Below are 16,764 nucleotides of genomic sequence, written 5' to 3' on the forward strand. Positions count from 1 at the left end.
GGTGCGGTCGGTGCGGTGGGGTGCGGTCGGTTCAGGAGGCGGGCGGCCCCGCGGTCGCGCCGGGTCTGAAGGCGCAGGCGACGAGGGTCCCTTCGGCGGGCCCGCCCGCGATGCGGGCGGCGAGCAGCCGTACCGCCTCGGCGCCCAGCGCGGGGCGCGGGATGTCGAAGCCCATCGGCGCGGGTTGGTCCGCGAGGTCGGCGGGCGGACTGCCGAGCAGCGCGAGCGACACCTCGCCGGGACAGTCCAGGCCCGCCGCGTCGACGGCGGCACGCAGGGCCCGCCAGGCGGCGCCGGTGTCGGTCTCCTCGGCGACGAAGGCGGTGACGCCGTCGGCCACCCAGGCACGGACCCGGTCGGCGGTGAGGTCGCCGCGCGGGTCGCCGCAGCGGAACACGGCCTCGGGGCCGGCCGGCAGGCCGCTGTCGGCGAGCCCGTCGAGGAAGCCGCGTTCACGGTCGGTGGAGGCGGGGGCGTCGTCGTCCTCTCGGACGAGGATGGCGCGCCGGTGGCCCAGCCCGGCGAGCGCACTGACGACCTCGCGGCTGGCGCTGACGTAGTCGGCACCCACCCAGGCGAGGCCCTCCGGTTCGTCGCGCCGGCCGACGTGGACGACGGGGAAGCCGTCGGCGACCAGTCGGCGCAGTTCGTCAGCGGGGGCGTGGCGGCCGAGGAAGAGGCAGCCGTCCGCGAGCCGTACCCGGTTGAGCGCGCCCGCTCCCCCGGCGCCCGCTCCCCCGGTGCTCGACCCGGTGAACAGCACCAGGTCGTAGCCCTGCGCGGCGGCTTCCTGCTCCACGCCGACGAGGAAGGGGTAGTACGAGTGCCGGACGTCGGTCGGGAACGTCGCGGTGAAGCTGAAGACACCGAGCAGGTTGTTGCGGGCGGCGGCGAGGCGGCTGGCGGCGGGGTCGGGGACGTAGCCGAGGCTGTGGGCGGCGTCCAGGACCTTCGCGCGGGTGTCCGCCGAGATCGGCCGGCCCGTCGCGATGTCGCGCCCTGACAGCACCAGGGACACCGTCGCCTGCGAGACACCGGCGAGCCTGGCCACCTCCGCCTGCCTCGGCCGGGCCCGGCGACCGGCCGGCGCGGGGGCCCTCCCAGGCCTGGCCCGCCCTGCGGCTTCCTTCGCCACCACCACTCCTCTCCGTCGCTCCGTCGGTGAGCTGTTAATGCGCATTACCTAATGCGCATTAACAAGTAATGTGAAGGACCGCGGGCGTCGGGTCAAGGGGTTGTGCCGAGGAAATGCCGGGTGGCGGCGGAAGAGGCTCCCGCCGCCACCCGGCGGGTCGGATCAGATGCCGAACGGCGCCGCGTACCGGACGGTGCCCGCGGGCAGCGGGTGGGCGGCGTCCAGGGTGAGGGCCATCAGTGCCTCGTCCGGGACGTCGACGGTCAGCCCGATGCCGTGGGCGGAGGCCCGGCCGAAGCCGAAGCGGGGGTAGTACTCCGGGTGTCCGAGGACGACGACGTGGTGCTCGCCGAGGCGCTCGGCGGCGGCGAGCGCGGCCCGGACGGCGGCCGTGCCGGCACCGGTCCTCTGGTGCTCGGGCCGCACGGCGACGGGCGCCAGGCACAGCGCCGGGCTGTCCCCGATGTGGCAGCGGGTCAGCAGGGCGTGGCCGACCGGACGGCCGGCGTCGTCCACCGCGACGAGGGACAGCCCCTCGATCCACGCCCCGGCGTCGGCGCGCAACGCGTCGACCAGGGCGGCTTCCTCCGGCGTGGGGAAGGCAGCCCGGACGATGTCACGGATGACGGGGACGTCGGCGCCGGTCTCGGCGCGGGTGTTCCAGGAAGAACGGAAAAAGGACATGCGGAATGAGAATCCGTTTCTGAGGTTGGCGTTCGTGGGAGGCGGGGTCAGGCCGCCGCTCGGGACGCGAGGGAGGCCGCGAGGGACATCCGGGCATCGCGACGGGCGGCGTCGAGCACGGTCATCAACCTCACCTCCCTGTCGTCCCGCTCCTCTGGAGCCCGATCGAACGCGAACGGCATTTACTCTACCCGCCCCTCACCGTGCGAGGGTGTGCGTCGGGCGAGGTCACCGCGACTCGCTCCGGCCCCTGACCAATCCGCGGGCGGTGCTGCCTCGGATTACGCGGGGACACCCCCACCTCGTCGCGTTCTTTTGGAGCAACCGTCGTGAAGGAAGCCGTACACATCGGCAGAAACCCATCCGCCCGGCCCGATCTGCAGCAGCTGATCCGTGAGGTGGCCCTGGGCGACCAGGACTCCTTCGCCGTCGTGTACGACGCGGTGGCGGGGTCCGTGCTCGGGGTCGCCCGGGCGGTGCTGCGCGACCAGGCCCAGTCGGAGGAGGTGGCGCAGGAGGTGCTGGTCGAGGTGTGGCGCACGGCGCCCCGCTACCGGCCGGAGCGCGGCACGGTGGTCAACTGGATCCTGACCCTGGCCCACCGGCGGGCCGTGGACCGGGTCCGGTCGGTGGAGGCCGCCGCGGCCCGGGACCACAAGGCCGCCCTGCTCGACCGGACGCCCGAGTACGACGAGGTGACCGAACAGGTCGAGACCCGGCTGGAGCGGGAGCAGGTGCGGCGCTGTCTGCGCACCCTGACCGAGATCCAGCGCCAGTCCGTGACCCTCGCCTACTACCGCGGCCTGACCTACCGGCAGGTGGCCGAGGCGCTCGCGCTGCCGCTCGGCACGGTCAAGACGCGGCTGCGCGACGGGCTCATCCGGCTTCGCGACTGCCTGGGGGTGAGCGCGTGATGCGCACCGAGGACCTGCACAGCCTGACGGGCGCCTACGCCCTGCATGCCCTGTCCGACGACGAGCGGGACGCCTTCGAGCGCCATCTGGCGGACTGTGCCGACTGCCACCAGGAGACCAGGGAGTTCGCCGCCGCGACGGCCCGGCTGGGGCTGGCCGCGACGGTCGTGCCCGGCACCGCGCTCAGGGAACGTGTGCTGCACCGCATCACCACCGTGCGCCAGATCCCGCCGGGCGGCGGCACCGTGGAGAAGGCCGCGCGCCGGGTCGTGCCCCGGGGACGCGGACTGGCCCGCTGGGCGCTGGCCGCCTGCCTGGCCGCGGCGGCGGGACTCGGCGGCACGGCGGTGTGGCAGTACGAGCGGGCGCAGGACGCCGGGGAGCGGGCCGCGCAGGCCGAGCGGCGGGCAGAGACCCTCGCCGGGGTGCTGGCCGCACCGGACGCCGAGTCGCGTACGGCACGACTGGCCGACGGAGCGAGCGGGACACTGGTCGTCTCCGAACGCCTGGACCGGGCGGTCTTCCTGGCCTCCGGCATGGCGGAAGCCCCACCGGGCAAGGTCTACCAGCTCTGGTTCGACGACCACGGCACGATGCGCCCGGCCGGGCTGATGGACCCCGGTGACGACACCAGCCAGGCGGTGCTGATGGAGGGTGCCGTCGACGGTGCGGCGGGCGTGGGCATCACGGTCGAGCCGGCCGGTGGCTCGAAGCAGCCGACGTCGGACCCGATCGCGCTGATGAGCATGCCGGCCTGACAGGGGGTGGGGGTCACGGCCCTCACCCCCTGCCGAGTCCTACGCCAGCCGGCGCGGCGGACGCGGGAAGAAGCCGCTGGTGCGCGCCGCGTAGGCGGTCCATCCCGGCCGGCCCGCCATGCGCCGCTCCAGCAGCCGCTTCCCGCTGCCGCCGATCAGCAGGTACGTCATCACCAGCGGGGAGACGACGGACACCGCGGCGGCGGCGAGGCCCGCGTCGCAGGCGACCAGGAACAGGCCCCACCAGACGCAGAAGTCACCGAAGTAGTTGGGGTGCCGGGTCCAGCTCCACAGGCCGCGGTCCATGAGTTGGCCCCGGTTGGCCGGGTCCGCCTTGAACCGGGCCAACTGGGCGTCCCCGACGGCCTCGAAGGCCAGCCCCACCGCCCACAGCACAGCCCCGGCCCAGGCCAGGGCCGACAGCGGACCCGGCCCGTACGCGGCGGCCTGCACCGGCAGCGACACCAGCCACACCAGGGCGCCCTGGAGCAGGTAGACCATGCGCAGGGCGTACAGGTTCCGGTTGGCGGGGGCCTTGGCGAGCATCGCGTCGTAGCGCGGATCCTCGCCATGCCCCCGGCCGCGTCGCGCGATGTGCGCGGCCAGCCGCAGACCCCACACGGCGGTCAGGACCCCCACCAGCGCCCGGCGGCCCGCGTCGCCCTCCCCGGCCGCCGCCGCGACCACGCAGGCCACGAGGGCGACGGCGGCGAAGCCGAGCCCCCAGGCCACGTCCACGACCCGGTGCACGCCCTTGCGCACGGCGACGGCGAAGGTGGCCAGCATGACGGCGAACGCGGCCCCCGCGGCCCAGCCGAGACCCACGGCGAACACGCCCCACGGGAAGCCGCTCACGGGCGGTCCAGCCGCTCGTACCACTCCCCCGGTGTCGCGGGCATGCCGCTGACTCCCTCGGCGGTGGGCCGCACGGCCAGGATCTGGTCGACGCCCATCCGCCGCTCCTCGAAGGCGAGCGCCCCGCCCACCAGATACAGCCGCCACACCCGCGCCGTCTCCTCGCCGACCAGCGCGACGAACTCGTCCCAGCGCTCCTTGAGGGTGCGTTCCCAGGCGGCGACCGTGCGGACGTAGTGTTCGCGCAGCGACTCGACGTGCCGCACTTCGAGGCCGGCGTCCTCCAGGAGCTGGACCGTCCCGCCCAGCGGACGCATGTGCATGTCGGGTGCGATGTACGCCTCGATGAAGGCGCCGCCGCCGGGTGCGTCGCGTCCCCGGGACATCTGCTGGACCAGGACGCGCCCCCCGGGGCGGACCCTGCGGTGCAGGGCGGCGGCGAATGCCGGGTACTCGGCGTTCCCGACGTGCTCGCCCATCTCGACGGTGCAGACGGCGTCGTAGTCCCCGCCCGTGATGTCGCGGTAGTCCTGGCACACGACCTCCACGCGGTCCTCCAGGCGGCGCTCGCGCACCTGTTCGCGGACGTACGCCGCCTGCTCCGTGGCGAGGGTGACGGCGGTGACCCGCGCCTCGTGCCGTTCGGCCGCGTACAGGGTGAGCGAACCCCAGCCGCAGCCGATGTCGAGCAGCCGAGAACCGGCGGTGAGGCCCAGTTTGCGGCAGATCAGCTCCAGCTTGGTCCGCTGGGCGTCGGCGTCGTCGGCGGTCTCGTCCGCCCACACTCCGCACGAGTAGGCCATGGTCTCGTCGAGGAGGAGGCGGTAGAAGTCGTTGGAGAGGTCGTAGTGGTGGCTGATGGCGGCGCGGTCGCGGGACTTGGTGTGCAGGCCGCCGCGCAGCCGGGCCTGGGAGGCGGGCGTCGGGGGGCGCGGACCGACGGCGCCGAGGCGTACGGCGGTGCCGACCGCGCGGGCCCGGTCGGCCGGGGTGGGACGGTGCGGGTGAAGCCGGCGTTCGCGGGTGGCCGCCCACATCCGGCGCAGGCCGTCGGCCAGGTCGCCCTCGACGTCCAGTTCGCCGGTGACGTAGGCCTGCGCCAGGCCCAGTTCGCCGGGCTGCCACAGCAGGCGGCGCAGGGCGCGCCGGGAGCGGACGACGACCGCGGGGCCGTCGGCGGGTCCGGTCTCGGAGCCGTCCCAGGCGCGCAGCCGGACGGGAAGCGGGCCGCCGAGCGCGTTCTCGACGAGCACGGCGAGCCGGTGGGCGGCGCCGGTCCCGGCAGTGCGGACGGTGCTCATCGGGCGGGGCCCTCCTTGGTCAACAGGTACTGCTGGACGTCGAGGTAGGCGGCGCGGAAGCCGGCCTCGGAGTAGGCGAGGTAGAAGGTCCACAGGCGCCGGAAGGTCTCGTCGAAGCCGAGGGCCTCGACCTCGGCGGCGCTTTCGGTGAACCGTTCACGCCACAGCCGCAGGGTCTCGGCGTAGTGGGCGCCGAAGGCGTCGCGGCGGGCGACGCGCAGGCCGGTGTGGTCGCGGACCGTCGCCTCTATCGCGTCGGTGGAGGGGATCAGGCCGCCGGGGAAGACGTACTTCTGGATCCAGGTGTGGGTGTGGCGGGCGGCCAGCATGCGGTCGTGCGGCATGGTGATGGCCTGGAGGGCGGCCCGGCCGCCGGGGGCGAGGCGCTCGTCGAGGGTGCGGAAGTAGACCGGCCAGAACTCGGCGCCGACGGCCTCGATCATCTCGACGCTGACGATCGCGTCGTAGGTGCCGTTCTCCTCGCGGTAGTCGCGCAGTTCGACCCGGACCCGGTCGGCGAGACCGGCCTCGTGAACGCGTTCGAGGGCGCGGTCGCGCTGTTCGCGGGAGAGGGTGAGAGAGGTGACGTCGGCGCCGCGCGCGGCGGCGCGCAGGGCGAGTTCGCCCCAGCCGGTGCCGATTTCCAGGAGCCGGGTGCCGTCGCCGACCCCGGCGAGGTCGAGCAACCGGTCGACCTTGCGCTGCTGGGCGGCGGCGAGCGACTCGCGGCGGGCCGGAAAGGCGGGGAAGACGGCGGAGGAGTAGCTGAGGGTGCCGTCGAGGAAGAGGGCGAACAGGTCGTTGGACAGGTCGTAGTGACTGCTGATGTTGTCCCGCGCGCCCTCGGGCGTGTTGCGGCGGGCGGCGGGTTGTCGCTGGTGCCACAGGCCGCGCAGCCGCTGGAGCGGGGCGGGGACCAGCTGCGCGGCGTTGGCGGCGAGCACGGTGAGGGCGCCGACCAGGTCCGGGGCGTCCCACTCGCCGGCCATGTAGGACTCGCCGAAGCCGATGAGGCCCTGCGCACCGATCCGCCCGCGAAAGGCGTCCGGGTCGTGCACCTCCACCAGCGGACCGCCGAGGCCCACGGTATCGCCGTCGGCGAACCGGACCCGCAGCTGCAGCCGGTGCAGGGCGCGGCGTAGGACGGCGGCCGTGGTGGCGCGGCGGATCCGGGAGGTCCGGGGCGGGGCGGCGACGTCGGGCCAGCGGTACGGGTCGACCGGGGTGCCGCGACCCGACGGGACGGGGGTCGCTGCGGCGGGGTGTGGGTGGGTTGCGGTCATGTGGTCTTCTCCGTGGTGCGGTGAGTCGGGCGCGACTGGACGGGCAGGCCGCGCAGGTAGAGGCGGATGCCGTGGCGGCGGATGCCGGCCGACACCGCGAGGGTCGACAGGGGGTGCCGCAGGGCCAGGCGCAGGAGGGCGCCGGGCGTCGCCTCGCGCCGGGTGCCCCGGACGGTCGCGGTGAACGGCCGGGCGCCGGGCCGGTCCAGACGCACGGTCAGTTCGAGGCGGGCGGCGGGAGGCGGGAGGCGCATGCGGTAGGCGCCGTCGACGGGGAGGAACGGGGAGACGTAGAAGTCCTTGTCGGCGTGCGCGACGCCCGCCTCGTCGGGAGTCAGCAGGTAGGTGTGGCGTTCGCCGTAGGTGTTGTGCACCTCGGCGACCACACAGCGCGGTGTGCCGTCGGGACCGTGGCACCAGTACAAGGTCAGCGGGTTGAAGACGTGTCCGAGGACGCGGGCGTGCGTGAGCATCAGCACCCGGCCGTCCTCCAGGTCGACACCGCGGGAGGCGAGGAAGCGCTCCAGGCCGGCCCGCAGCGAGGGGGCGTCGCCGGTGAAGTGGTCGCGAGCCCGGAAGCCGGCCAACGGACGGAGCGGGAGCGGCAGCTCCGGGAGGTGATCGAGGTCGACGAGCCACATGTAGGTGCGGTGGCGCAGGGTGTACCGGATCGGGTCGAGGCGTATGTGCCCGATCTCGCAGGGGTAGAGGCCCGGGCCTGCCGTCGCGGTGGGGGTCACCAGGTCACTCCGAGGGCCGCGGCGGCTTCCACCCCGGAGCGGCAGCCGTCCTCGTGGAACCCCCAGCCGTGGTGGGCGCCGGCGTAGGCCGTGACCGCGGTGCGCAGTTCGGGCAGGCGGTGCTGGGCGGCCACCGACTCAGGCGTGTAGACGGGGTGTTCGTAGGTCATGCGGGCCAGCACCCGGCCGGGGTCGACCCGGTCCTCGCCGCCGAGCGTGACGACGTAGGTGTCGACCGCGTCGAGGCGCTGCAGCCGGTTCATGTCGTAGCTGACCCGGACCCGGTCGGCGCCCGCGTCGCAGGACGGCAGGAGGTAGTTCCAGGAGGACCGGGCTCCGCGCGAGCGCGGCAGCAGGGCGGTGTCGGTGTGCAGGAGTGTGGCGTTGCGCGAGTACCGGAAGGCGCCCAGGACCTCCTTCTCGTCGGGCGTCGGGTCGGCCAGCAGCTTCAGCGCCTGGTCCGGGTGGACGGCTATGACGAGATCGTCGTAGGTGTCGGTGGTGCCGTCGGCGGCGGTGACGTCCACGCCGTCCGCGTGCCGGGACACCGAGCGGACCGGGGTGGCGGTGCGCACGTCGGGCAGCCGTTCGGCGATCCGGTCGACGTAGGAGCGGGAGCCGCCGGTGACCGTGCGCCACACCGGGGAGCCGCCGACGGCGAGCATGCCGTGGTGGTCTAGGAAGCGGAACAGGTAGGCGGCCGGGTAGCGCAGGGCGGTGGCGGCGTCGCAGGACCAGACGGCGGACACCACGGGCGTCATGAAGTGGGCCCGGAAGTACGGCGTGAAACCCTCGCGGTCCAGGAAATCGCCCAGGGTCAGGTCATGGTTGGCCGCGCCGCCGCCGAGCAGTCGGCGGGCGGCTCGGTGGAAGCGGGGCACCTGGGCGAGCATGCGCAGGTAGGGCCCGTTCAGGGCGTTGCGCGGGCGGGCGAGCAGTCCGGCGGGGCCACGGGCGCCGGCGTACTCCAGGCCGCAGCCCTCGCACCGCACGGACATGCTCATCTCCGACTCCTGGGTGACCACGCCGAGTTCACTGAAGAGGCGCAGCAGGTTCGGGTAGGTGCGGCGGTTGTGCACGATGAACCCCGAGTCGACCTGGTGCACCCGGCCGTCGGACGCAGGCAGCTCGTGGGTGTGGGCGTGCCCGCCGAGGCGGTCGTCGGCCTCGTAGAGGGTCACGTGATGGGCTTGGCCCAGTACGTACGCTGCGGTCAGCCCCGCCACTCCACTGCCGACGACGGCGGTACGGCGTGCCCCCTCCCCTGACGCTCGCGACATGTCGCTGCTCCTCCACCCCACTGTGATCAACGCTTGCCTGGGTAATCCGGAGCCGTGGGCCGGGCGGATTGGAGCAGTTCGCGGGCGGCTTGGAGGACCACCAGTCCGGGAGCGGCGCGGCAACGGATCATCTGAGGCGGGCAGGGCACGGCAGCAGAGGGAAAGGGACCGGCATGAGCACTGAGGACGATCCGTCGACGGCTGGGGCGCTTCGGGTGCGGCGCCGGCCGGACCGGGCCCGCGCGGCGGTGCTCGTGCTGCACGGCGGCCGGGCGGTGAGTCGCGGCGCCGCACGGCCCTGGCAGCTCGCGGCGCTGCGGATGCGCCCGTTCCTGCGGGCAGTGGAAGCGGCCACCGTTCGCGACGACGTGCTTCTCGGCCAGGTGCGCTATCGCAGCCGCGGCTGGAACGGCACCGCCGCCGAGCCGCTGCGGGACACCCGGCGTGCCCTCGCGGAGCTGCGCGCCCTCGTCGGTGACGTGCCGGTGATCTTGCTCGGCCACTCCATGGGCGGCCGGGCGGCCCTGCGTGCGGCGGGCGCCGACCGGGTGTGCGGCGTGGTGGCCCTTGCGCCGTGGTGTCCGCCGGGCGAGCCCGTCGCCCAGCTGCGGGACCGGGAGGTGCTCGTCCTGCACGGTGACCGCGACCGCGTCACCGACCCCCCCGAGTCCGCGGCGTACATCGTGCGGGCCCGCGCCGCCGGGGCCCGGGCGGGCATGCTGCTCGTGGCGAACGGCGACCACGCCATGCTCCGCCTGCCCACCCTGTGGCACCGCACCGCGACCGCGGCCGTCACCCACCTGCTCGCCCCGCAGACGACGCCCTGCGAGCCGTTCGTCCGGGCCCTCGCCGCGGCCGAACCGCCGGTGCTCCACACCGCACCGCGCACCCCGGCCGACCCGGCGCCCGGACCGGTGCGGGAGCCCGGCTGTTAGGCTGGTGGAGACGTTGATCGTGCGGTGAGGAGTGGCGGACATGGTGGGTGACGACGACATCTCCGGGTGAGATCCGGTTCCGGTAGGCCGCAGCGGGCGTTGGTGAACGCCGCCGCAGTGGCCTCCTCGTCGTTCGCTTTTTCGTGTCTTCCGCTCCGGGCAGAGGTCTGTCTCCTGCCCCTCGTCCCCACGAGGTCGTTTCCATGTCCGACGCCGTTCTGCGCTGCTCCCAGCTGTCCTTCTCCTGGCCCGACGACACACCCGTCTTCGAGGACCTGTCGTTCACCGTGGGCCCGGGCCGTACGGGTCTCGTGGCCCCCAACGGGGCCGGCAAGTCCACCCTGCTGAAACTGATCGCCGGTGAGCTGCGGCCCACCGCGGGCTCCGTGACGGTCTCCGGCGTCCTGGGCCATCTGCCGCAGGCCCTCCCGCTGACGGGCGGCCTCACCGTGGCCGAGGTCCTCGGCGTCGACGCCGTGGTCCGGGCCATCGACGCCGTGGAGTCCGGAGACGTGGCCGAGGAGCACTTCACCACCATCGGTGACGACTGGGACATCGAGGAGCGCACCCGTGCCCAGCTCGACCGTCTCGGTCTCGGCACACTGACGCTGGACCGGCGGCTGAGCACGCTGAGCGGTGGGCAGATCGTCTCCCTCGGGCTCGCCGCCCAACTGCTGAAGCGGCCCGACGTACTCCTCCTCGACGAGCCCACCAACAACCTCGACTCGGACGCCCGCGGCAGGCTCCAGGACGTGCTGATGGACTACAGCGGCTGCCTGCTGCTGGTCAGCCACGACCGCGAGCTGCTCGACCGCATGGAGCGCATCGCCGAACTGGACCGCGGCGAACTGCGCTTCTACGGCGGTGACTTCACCGCGTACGAGGAGGCGGTCCGTGCTGAGCAGGAGGTCGCCGAGAAGAACGTCCGCAACGCCGAGCAGGAGCTGAAGCGGGAGAAGCGGGAGTTGCAACAGGCCCGCGAGCGCGCCGACCGGCGGGCGAGCAACGCGGCCCGCAACCTCAAGAACGCCGGGCTGCCCCGCATCTTCGCGGGCAACATGAAGCGCGGGGCTCAGGAGGCCGCGGGCCGGACGGGCCAGACCCATGCCAACCGGGTCGGTGAGGCGAAGGCACGGCTGGACGAGGCGGAGCGTTCGCTGCGCGAGGAACAGCGCATCGTGCTGGACCTGCCGGAGACCGACGTCCCCGCGGGACGCACCCTCTTCCTGGGTCAGGGGCTCCGGGTCCGGCTCGGCGAGCGGGAGGTGTTCGCCGGGGCGGGCGTCGACCTGACGGTCCGGGGGCCCGAGCGGATCGCGCTGACCGGGGCCAACGGTGCGGGCAAGAGCACGCTGCTGCGGCTCCTCGACGGCGACCTGGATCCGGAGGGCGGCGACATCCGGCGTGCCGACGGGCGCGTCGCGTACCTCTCGCAGCGGCTCGACCTGCTCGACGAGGAACGCACCGTCGCCGAGAATTTCACGGCCTACGCCCCACACCGGCCGGAGGCCGAGCGGATGAACCTCCTCGCGCGCTTCCTCTTCCGAGGTGCCCGCGCCCATCTGCCCGTCGGCCTCCTCTCGGGCGGCGAGCGGTTGCGGGCCACGCTGGCCTGTGTGCTGTGCGCGGAGCCGGCCCCGCACCTGCTGCTCCTGGACGAGCCGACGAACAACCTCGACCTGGTCGGCGTGGGCCAGCTGGAGAGCGCCCTGAACTCCTACCGGGGTGCGTTCGTGGTCGTCAGTCACGACCGGCGGTTCCTGCGCGAGATCGGCGTCGGCCGCTGGCTGCGGCTGGCCGACGGCGAACTGACGGAGACGGGGGCACCCGAGGAGTAGGGCGCCGGCGGGGGCAGACCTCGCGGGCGCCATCGTGTCCGTTTGCGGTCGGGGGGTGCCGGGCGGCAGGCTGCCGGTGTGGCCACTTTGCTGATCGTGCATCACACGCCGTCGCCGAACTGTCGGGCGATGCTGGAATCCGTCGTGTCCGGGGCGACCGCGCCCGGGATCGAGGGGGTACGGGTGGTCCGGCGGGCGGCGCTGGCGGCCACGGCCGTCGACGTGCTGGAGGCGGACGGCTTCCTGCTGGGCACCCCGGCCAACCTGGGCTACATGTCGGGCGCGCTCAAGCACTTCTTCGACCAGGTCTACTACCCCTGTCTGGACGAGACGCGCGGCCGCCCCTTCGGATACTGGGTGCACGGGGGCAGCGACACCACGGGCGCGGTGCGCGGCATCGAGTCGGTCACGACCGGTCTCGGCTGGCAGCGTGCGGCGCCCGCGGTGAGCGTGGCCGGTGAGCCCGGCAAGGCCGACCTGGAGGCCTGCTGGGAGCTGGGGGCCACGCTCGCCGCCGGTCTGACGGACGACTGAGCCCGCCCGAGCGGCCGCTCGCAACCGCGCTTTCAGGAGCCGTTCGGGCGATCGTGCGACCGTCCGTGTCTGGGTCGTCGTTGTGGTCATGGGGCGGAGGCACAGACGGCCTGTCGGCTCCGCCTCCCGTGCGGCCCGCTTCAGCGCCGCGCGGCAGAGGGTCCGGACGCTCCGATCACGCGCCAGGTCATGGAGTGGCTTGGTGCGTCGGTCAGGCCGTCGGTGTACAGAAAAAGAGTGTCCCCGGGGCCGAGGACCGTCGTGGCGATGACGAACGAGCCGTGGGCAGCAGGATGCCGACAAGGGGGCCGTCCGGCGCGGTCAGGAAGTCGGCCGTGTCGTCGGCGCGCAGGACCAGGGCCGGCGGGTGGCCGCCCGAGGCGAGTCGGACGGTGACCTTCCCGGACGCGGCGTCCGGTTCCAGCGTGCCGAGGATGACGGTGCAGTAGCGCGGGTCACTCCCGCCGCAGCGCTCGTGGAGCACCTGGTTGAGGATCGTCAGCGCGGCGACCGGGCCCGGGTGGTGCACGGCCGCGGCGCGCAGGGGGCAGGGGGCGCCCCATGACCACAGCGGCCCAGACCCGGACGGTCGCATGATCGCCCGTACAGCTCCTAGCCCCGCAGCGTGCCCAGGAAGCGCACGTGCGGGCGGCCGGCCGGGCCGGCGGGGGTGATCTCGGCGTCGACGCGGTAGACCTTCGCGACCAGGTCCGCCGTCAGGACCTGCGCCGGTTCGCCGCAGGTCACGACCCGTCCCTCCGAGAGGACGACGAGGTGGTCGCAGTACGTCGCGGCGAGGTTGAGGTCGTGCAGGGCCACCACGCTGGTGACGGGCAGGGCGGCTACGAGGGCCAGCACGTCCAGCTGGTGCTGGATGTCGAGGTGGTTGGTCGGTTCGTCGAGCAGGAGTTCGCGCGGCTGCTGGGCGAGGGCGCGGGCGATCTGGACGCGCTGGCGTTCGCCGCCGGAGAGGGTGTGCCAGAGGCGGCCCGCCCGGCCCGTCAGACCGGTGCGGTCCAGGGCGTTTGTCACCGCGTCCTCGTCCGCCGCCGACGCCGGTGCCCAGGCGCGGCGGTGCGGGATGCGGCCGAGCCGGACGACGTCCCGGACCGTCAGTTCCACCTGGGTGTCCGTCTGCTGCTCCACCACGGCGACGCGCCGGGCGACGTCCCCCCGGCCCACCCGGTCCAGGGGGCGCCCGTCGAGGGTGACGAGGCCGGAGGTCGGGGCGAGGACGCCGGCGAGCAGCCGCAACAGGGTGGACTTGCCGGAGCCGTTGGGCCCGAGCAGCCCGGTCATGGTACCGGTGCGCGGGCTCAGGTCGACGCCGTCCAGGATCAGCCGGCCACCGGTGGTGCGGGAGACCCGCTCGGCGTTCAGGGTCACCGTGCCCTCCGGGTGCGGTACAGCACGAGCACGAAGGCCGGCACACCGATCAGCGAGGTCACCACGCCCACCGGGACCTCCTGGGGTTCGAGGACGGTACGGGCCAGGGTGTCGACCCACACCAGGAACACGGCGCCGGCGAGCGCGCAGACCGGCAGCAGCCGGGCGTGTCCGGGGCCGGTGAGTCCCCGCACCGCGTGCGGCAGCACCAGCCCGACGAAGCCGATGGCGCCGGCCGACGCGACCAGGGCGGCGGTGAGCAGGGCGGTGGCGCACAGCAGCACCAGCCGGGTGCGGGCCACGTGGACGCCGAGTGCGGCCGCCGCGTCCTGGCCGAAGGCGAAGGCGTCCAGGGTCCTGGCGTATCCGAGGCACACGGCGAGGACCAGTACCAGGACCGCGGCGGTGGTCCACACGTCGCTCCAGCCCGCGCCGCCGAGCGAGCCGAGCAGCCAGAACAGCACGCCGCGGGTGGTCTCGGCGTCGGCGGCGGTCATGACCACGAAGGAGGTGAGCGCGGAGAACAACTGCATCGCCGCCACGCCCGCGAGGACCACCAGGTCCGTGGTGCCGCCGAGGCTGTGGCTGAGCAGCATCACCAGCGCGAAGGAACAGACCGCGCCGATGAACGCCCCGCCGGGGACGGACAGCGCGCCGCCGCCCACGCCGAGCACGACGACCAGGACGGCGCCGGTCGATGCGCCGGAGGAGACGCCGAGGACGAAGGGGTCGGCGAGCGGGTTGCGCAGCAGGGACTGGAGCACGGCCCCGCACACGGCGAGTCCGGCGCCGCACACCGCCGCGAGGAGGGTGCGGGGCAGCCGCAGGTCCCAGACGATGCCGTCGCGGATCGGCGACACGTCCCCGGCGGTGGTGCCGGCGCCGAGGTGGGCGGCGATCACGGACCACACGTCGGCGACGCCGATGTCCGCCGGGCCGATGGTGACGGCGACGGCCACGGAGGCGCACAGCGCGACGCCCCCGGCCGCCGCCCACGCCAGAGGGGCACGGCGGGCCGCGCCTGTGCCGGGGACGGAGTCGGCCCGGCTCGCGGACGTCACTTGGCGAGCCCGAACTCGCGCAGCGCCGCCGCCACCTGCTCCACGCCCTCGACGGTACGGATGGTGGGGTTCATGGCCTGCCCGCTGAGCAGCACGTAGCGTTTCTCGCGAACGGCGGTCATATTCCTGGTCACGGGGTCGGACTCCAGGAACTCTATCTTCCTCGCGGCCGTCTCGGCCGTCTGCGACCTGCGGGTGAGGTCGCCGAGGACCAGCACGTCGGGGTCCCGGTCGGCGACGGTCTCCCAGCCGGCCTGCGGCCATTCCTCGTGGGTGTCGTCCATGGCGTTCCTGGCGCCGACCGCGCGGGTGATGACGCCGGGGGCGCCGCAGCAGCCCGCGAGGTAGGGCGAGGTGGAGTTGGCGAACCAGTACATGAGGCTGACACCGGAGGCGTCGATGCCGGCTGTCGCCTTGGCCACCCTGGATTCGAGCTCGGCGACGAGCTTCTCGCCGCGCTGCTCGACGTCGAAGAGGCGTGCCAGGTCGCGGACTTCGCCGTAGACGGTGTCCATGCTCAGGGCCTCGGACCGGACGCCGTCGCCGTCGCCGCTGTTGTCCTTGCCGGCGCAGTCGGACGGGGACAGGTAGGCCGGTACGCCGAGTTCGGTGAACCGTTCGCGGGTGGCCACGCCGCCGGTGCCGAGAGTGGAGGCGAAGGAGGCGGCGACGAAGTCGGGTTCGGCGTCCAGGACCGTCTCGAAGGACGGCATGTCGTCGGCGAGCCGGGGGACACCGGCGTTCGCCTTCTCCAGTCCCTTCATGACCGGGTCGGTCCAGGTGGCGGTGCCCGCCATGCGGTCGGCGAGGCCGAGCGAGAGCAGGATCTCCGTGGTGCCCTGGTTGAGGGAGACGGCCCGGCGCGGCGGCGCGTCGACCCGGACGTCGTGGCCGCAGTCGTGGACGGTGCGTGGATAACCGGCGGCGTCGGCCCGGGCGGCCGGGTCGTCGCCGGCCGCGCCGGAGCCGCAGCCGACGGCCAGCAGGGCGCCGGCCAGGAGCAGTACGGGGCCGCGCGGGGCACGGTGGGAAGGGAAAAGGCGCCGAGGGGCGACGGGGGGTGCTGCGGGCAAGGAAGGATCCTCTGGCGTCGAGGGCTCATGCGCGAAGCCCGTCCGTACGGTGCGGCCCGCGCCGCACGCGGCACGGGTGCCAGCAGGTCTTCGGACTCGGGTTCGACCGGACGGAACGCCTTCCCGCACGGCGTACGCCGCACAGTGGCCCGTGTCCCGCCCGTCCCCCTCACCGCTGCGCGTCAGTTCCGGATTCGCACCGGATTCCCTGACCCACCAGGTGGGTTCGACTGGCTTGCGCAAGCTACCACAGCGCCCCCGCCGCGCCGGGGGCGGGCCACTGCCCGACCCGCCCCCCGGGGTCGTGTGTCAGCTCTTGGGCATGAGGACGGTGTCGACGATGTACACGTTGGCGTTCGCTGTCTTCACGTTGCCGCAGACGACCTTGGCGGAGTCGTTGACCGTGTAGGACTCGTCCGAGCCCGAGGTGGTCAGCTTGGACTTCTGCAGCGTCTCGAAGGAGCCGTTCTCCAGGTCCTCGGGCGCGAGCTTCTGGCCGACGACGTGGTAGGTCAGGATGTCGGTGAGCATCGCCTTGTCGTTGAGCACCTTGTCCAGGTCGGCCTTCGGGATCTTGGCGAAGGCGTCGTTGGTGGGCGCGAACACCGTGAGGTTCTCGGCGTTGTTGAGCGTGTCGACCAGACCGGCCTTCTTCACCGCGGACACCAGTGTGGACAGGGCCGGGTTGTTCGAGGCGGCCGTGGCGACCGGGTCCTTGGCCATGCCGTCGAACGACCCGGCGCCCTCCTTCGGCACCGTGGAGCAGGCCGGGCCGAAGGGCTCGTCGGAGTCCGCCGTGCCGCCGGACGTGTCGGCCGACTGGTCGTCGGCAGCCGCGGGGGCCGAGGAGGCGGCCTGCGCGGAGTCCGAGGAACCGCTGTCGCCGTCGTCGGAACAGGCGGCCAGGGACAGGGGCAGGACGGCGGCCGCGACGACGGCGACGGCGGAGCGACGGATACGGGCGTTCATGGAGAATCTCCCTGATAA

General features: G+C 73.7%; 16 protein-coding genes, 1 pseudogene and 1 riboswitch. Of the genes and pseudogenes, 5 read left to right on the plus strand and 12 right to left on the minus strand.

The genetic code is table 11. The features are described from left to right. Window positions 1-31: 31 nt before the first annotated feature. Both AB0P07_RS25385 and AB0P07_RS25390 read right to left on the minus strand, forming a co-directional pair. Window positions 32-1,051, minus strand: coding sequence for a LacI family DNA-binding transcriptional regulator (locus AB0P07_RS25385; protein ID WP_365554382.1), 1,020 nt, complete (start codon window positions 1,049-1,051; stop codon window positions 32-34). A 246-nt stretch (window positions 1,052-1,297) separates the two neighbouring features. After that, a complete protein-coding gene (locus tag AB0P07_RS25390) occupies window positions 1,298-1,819 on the minus strand; it encodes an N-acetyltransferase (protein ID WP_365554386.1) in 522 nt (173 codons plus the stop codon). A 329-nt stretch (window positions 1,820-2,148) separates the two neighbouring features. On the opposite strand from AB0P07_RS25390, the gene AB0P07_RS25395 reads away from it, so the two are divergent. Then, window positions 2,149-2,733 carry a sigma-70 family RNA polymerase sigma factor gene (locus tag AB0P07_RS25395; protein ID WP_365554389.1) on the plus strand — a complete coding sequence of 195 codons (585 nt, stop codon included), beginning with the start codon at window positions 2,149-2,151 and terminating at the stop codon, window positions 2,731-2,733. Further along, a complete protein-coding gene (locus tag AB0P07_RS25400; RefSeq protein WP_365554391.1) occupies window positions 2,733-3,491 on the plus strand; it encodes an anti-sigma factor in 759 nt (252 codons plus the stop codon). The genes AB0P07_RS25395 and AB0P07_RS25400 overlap by 1 nt, the downstream gene beginning before the upstream one ends. A gap of 39 nt (window positions 3,492-3,530) precedes the next feature. Here the strand turns inward: AB0P07_RS25400 and AB0P07_RS25405 are convergent, their stop codons facing one another. From AB0P07_RS25405 to AB0P07_RS25425, 5 genes are read right to left on the minus strand one after another with little or no spacing between them, the layout of a single operon-like run. Further along, window positions 3,531-4,346 carry a DUF1295 domain-containing protein gene (locus AB0P07_RS25405; RefSeq protein WP_365554394.1) on the minus strand — a complete coding sequence of 272 codons (816 nt, stop codon included), beginning with the start codon at window positions 4,344-4,346 and terminating at the stop codon, window positions 3,531-3,533. Next, window positions 4,343-5,647 carry a cyclopropane-fatty-acyl-phospholipid synthase family protein gene (locus tag AB0P07_RS25410; RefSeq protein WP_365554396.1) on the minus strand — a complete coding sequence of 435 codons (1,305 nt, stop codon included), beginning with the start codon at window positions 5,645-5,647 and terminating at the stop codon, window positions 4,343-4,345. Before AB0P07_RS25410 ends, AB0P07_RS25405 begins: the two co-directional genes overlap by 4 nt. Then, window positions 5,644-6,930, minus strand: a complete 1,287-nt coding sequence (locus AB0P07_RS25415) for a cyclopropane-fatty-acyl-phospholipid synthase family protein (protein WP_365554399.1) — start codon at window positions 6,928-6,930, stop codon at window positions 5,644-5,646. The genes AB0P07_RS25410 and AB0P07_RS25415 overlap by 4 nt, the downstream gene beginning before the upstream one ends. After that, window positions 6,927-7,670 (minus strand): DUF1365 domain-containing protein, encoded by a 744-nt coding sequence (locus AB0P07_RS25420; RefSeq protein ID WP_365554402.1) that lies wholly within the window; start codon window positions 7,668-7,670, stop codon window positions 6,927-6,929. Before AB0P07_RS25420 ends, AB0P07_RS25415 begins: the two co-directional genes overlap by 4 nt. After that, complete coding sequence (locus tag AB0P07_RS25425) at window positions 7,667-8,950, minus strand: FAD-dependent oxidoreductase (RefSeq protein ID WP_365554405.1); 1,284 nt, start codon at window positions 8,948-8,950, stop codon at window positions 7,667-7,669. Before AB0P07_RS25425 ends, AB0P07_RS25420 begins: the two co-directional genes overlap by 4 nt. Window positions 8,951-9,123: 173 nt before the next feature. Between AB0P07_RS25425 and AB0P07_RS25430 the strand changes: the two genes are divergently transcribed. The 3 genes from AB0P07_RS25430 (at window position 9,124) to AB0P07_RS25440 (ending at window position 12,257) form a co-directional block, all read left to right on the plus strand. Continuing rightward, entirely contained in the window at window positions 9,124-9,885 is a 762-nt protein-coding gene (locus AB0P07_RS25430) for an alpha/beta fold hydrolase (protein WP_365554408.1), read from the plus strand. Between the two features lie 203 nt (window positions 9,886-10,088). Beyond that, window positions 10,089-11,723 carry a ribosomal protection-like ABC-F family protein gene (gene abc-f, locus AB0P07_RS25435; RefSeq protein ID WP_365554410.1) on the plus strand — a complete coding sequence of 545 codons (1,635 nt, stop codon included), beginning with the start codon at window positions 10,089-10,091 and terminating at the stop codon, window positions 11,721-11,723. A 78-nt stretch (window positions 11,724-11,801) separates the two neighbouring features. After that, window positions 11,802-12,257 (plus strand): NAD(P)H-dependent oxidoreductase, encoded by a 456-nt coding sequence (locus AB0P07_RS25440; RefSeq protein ID WP_365554413.1) that lies wholly within the window; start codon window positions 11,802-11,804, stop codon window positions 12,255-12,257. A gap of 203 nt (window positions 12,258-12,460) precedes the next feature. On the opposite strand, the pseudogene AB0P07_RS25445 reads toward AB0P07_RS25440, so the two are convergent. The 5 genes and pseudogenes from AB0P07_RS25445 to AB0P07_RS25465 all read right to left on the minus strand — a co-directional run. Next, window positions 12,461-12,801: pseudogene (locus AB0P07_RS25445) on the minus strand (PP2C family protein-serine/threonine phosphatase); the annotation flags it as partial. Window positions 12,802-12,869: 68 nt separating this feature from the next. Then, on the minus strand, window positions 12,870-13,643 hold the full coding sequence (locus AB0P07_RS25450; protein WP_365554416.1) for an ABC transporter ATP-binding protein: 774 nt from the start codon (window positions 13,641-13,643) through the stop codon (window positions 12,870-12,872). Beyond that, window positions 13,640-14,644, minus strand: coding sequence for an iron chelate uptake ABC transporter family permease subunit (locus tag AB0P07_RS25455; RefSeq protein ID WP_365554585.1), 1,005 nt, complete (start codon window positions 14,642-14,644; stop codon window positions 13,640-13,642). The genes AB0P07_RS25450 and AB0P07_RS25455 overlap by 4 nt, the downstream gene beginning before the upstream one ends. A gap of 56 nt (window positions 14,645-14,700) precedes the next feature. Next, complete coding sequence (locus AB0P07_RS25460) at window positions 14,701-15,687, minus strand: ABC transporter substrate-binding protein (RefSeq protein ID WP_365554587.1); 987 nt, start codon at window positions 15,685-15,687, stop codon at window positions 14,701-14,703. A 153-nt stretch (window positions 15,688-15,840) separates the two neighbouring features. After that, a riboswitch (cobalamin riboswitch) is annotated at window positions 15,841-16,027 on the minus strand. Between the two features lie 59 nt (window positions 16,028-16,086). Continuing rightward, window positions 16,087-16,746, minus strand: a complete 660-nt coding sequence (locus tag AB0P07_RS25465) for a fasciclin domain-containing protein (protein WP_365554419.1) — start codon at window positions 16,744-16,746, stop codon at window positions 16,087-16,089. Window positions 16,747-16,764 lie beyond the last annotated feature (18 nt).

Origin of the sequence: Streptomyces sp. NPDC085944 (assembly GCF_040686295.1) — a bacterium.
Taxonomy (GTDB): Bacteria; Actinomycetota; Actinomycetes; order Streptomycetales; family Streptomycetaceae; genus Streptomyces; species Streptomyces salinarius.

What these genes read in the sequence shown, in the direction of transcription:
- AB0P07_RS25390 (WP_365554386.1), bottom strand. Translation starts at nt 1,819, where the DNA reads ATGTCCTTTTTCCGTTCTTCCTGGAACACCCGCGCCGAGACCGGCGCC.
- AB0P07_RS25400 (WP_365554391.1), top strand. Translation starts at nt 2,733, where the DNA reads ATGCGCACCGAGGACCTGCACAGCCTGACGGGCGCCTACGCCCTGCAT.
- AB0P07_RS25410 (WP_365554396.1), bottom strand. Translation starts at nt 5,647, where the DNA reads ATGAGCACCGTCCGCACTGCCGGGACCGGCGCCGCCCACCGGCTCGCC.
- AB0P07_RS25415 (WP_365554399.1), bottom strand. Translation starts at nt 6,930, where the DNA reads ATGACCGCAACCCACCCACACCCCGCCGCAGCGACCCCCGTCCCGTCG.
- AB0P07_RS25425 (WP_365554405.1), bottom strand. Translation starts at nt 8,950, where the DNA reads ATGTCGCGAGCGTCAGGGGAGGGGGCACGCCGTACCGCCGTCGTCGGC.
- AB0P07_RS25430 (WP_365554408.1), top strand. Translation starts at nt 9,124, where the DNA reads ATGAGCACTGAGGACGATCCGTCGACGGCTGGGGCGCTTCGGGTGCGG.
- abc-f (WP_365554410.1), top strand. Translation starts at nt 10,089, where the DNA reads ATGTCCGACGCCGTTCTGCGCTGCTCCCAGCTGTCCTTCTCCTGGCCC.
- AB0P07_RS25465 (WP_365554419.1), bottom strand. Translation starts at nt 16,746, where the DNA reads ATGAACGCCCGTATCCGTCGCTCCGCCGTCGCCGTCGTCGCGGCCGCC.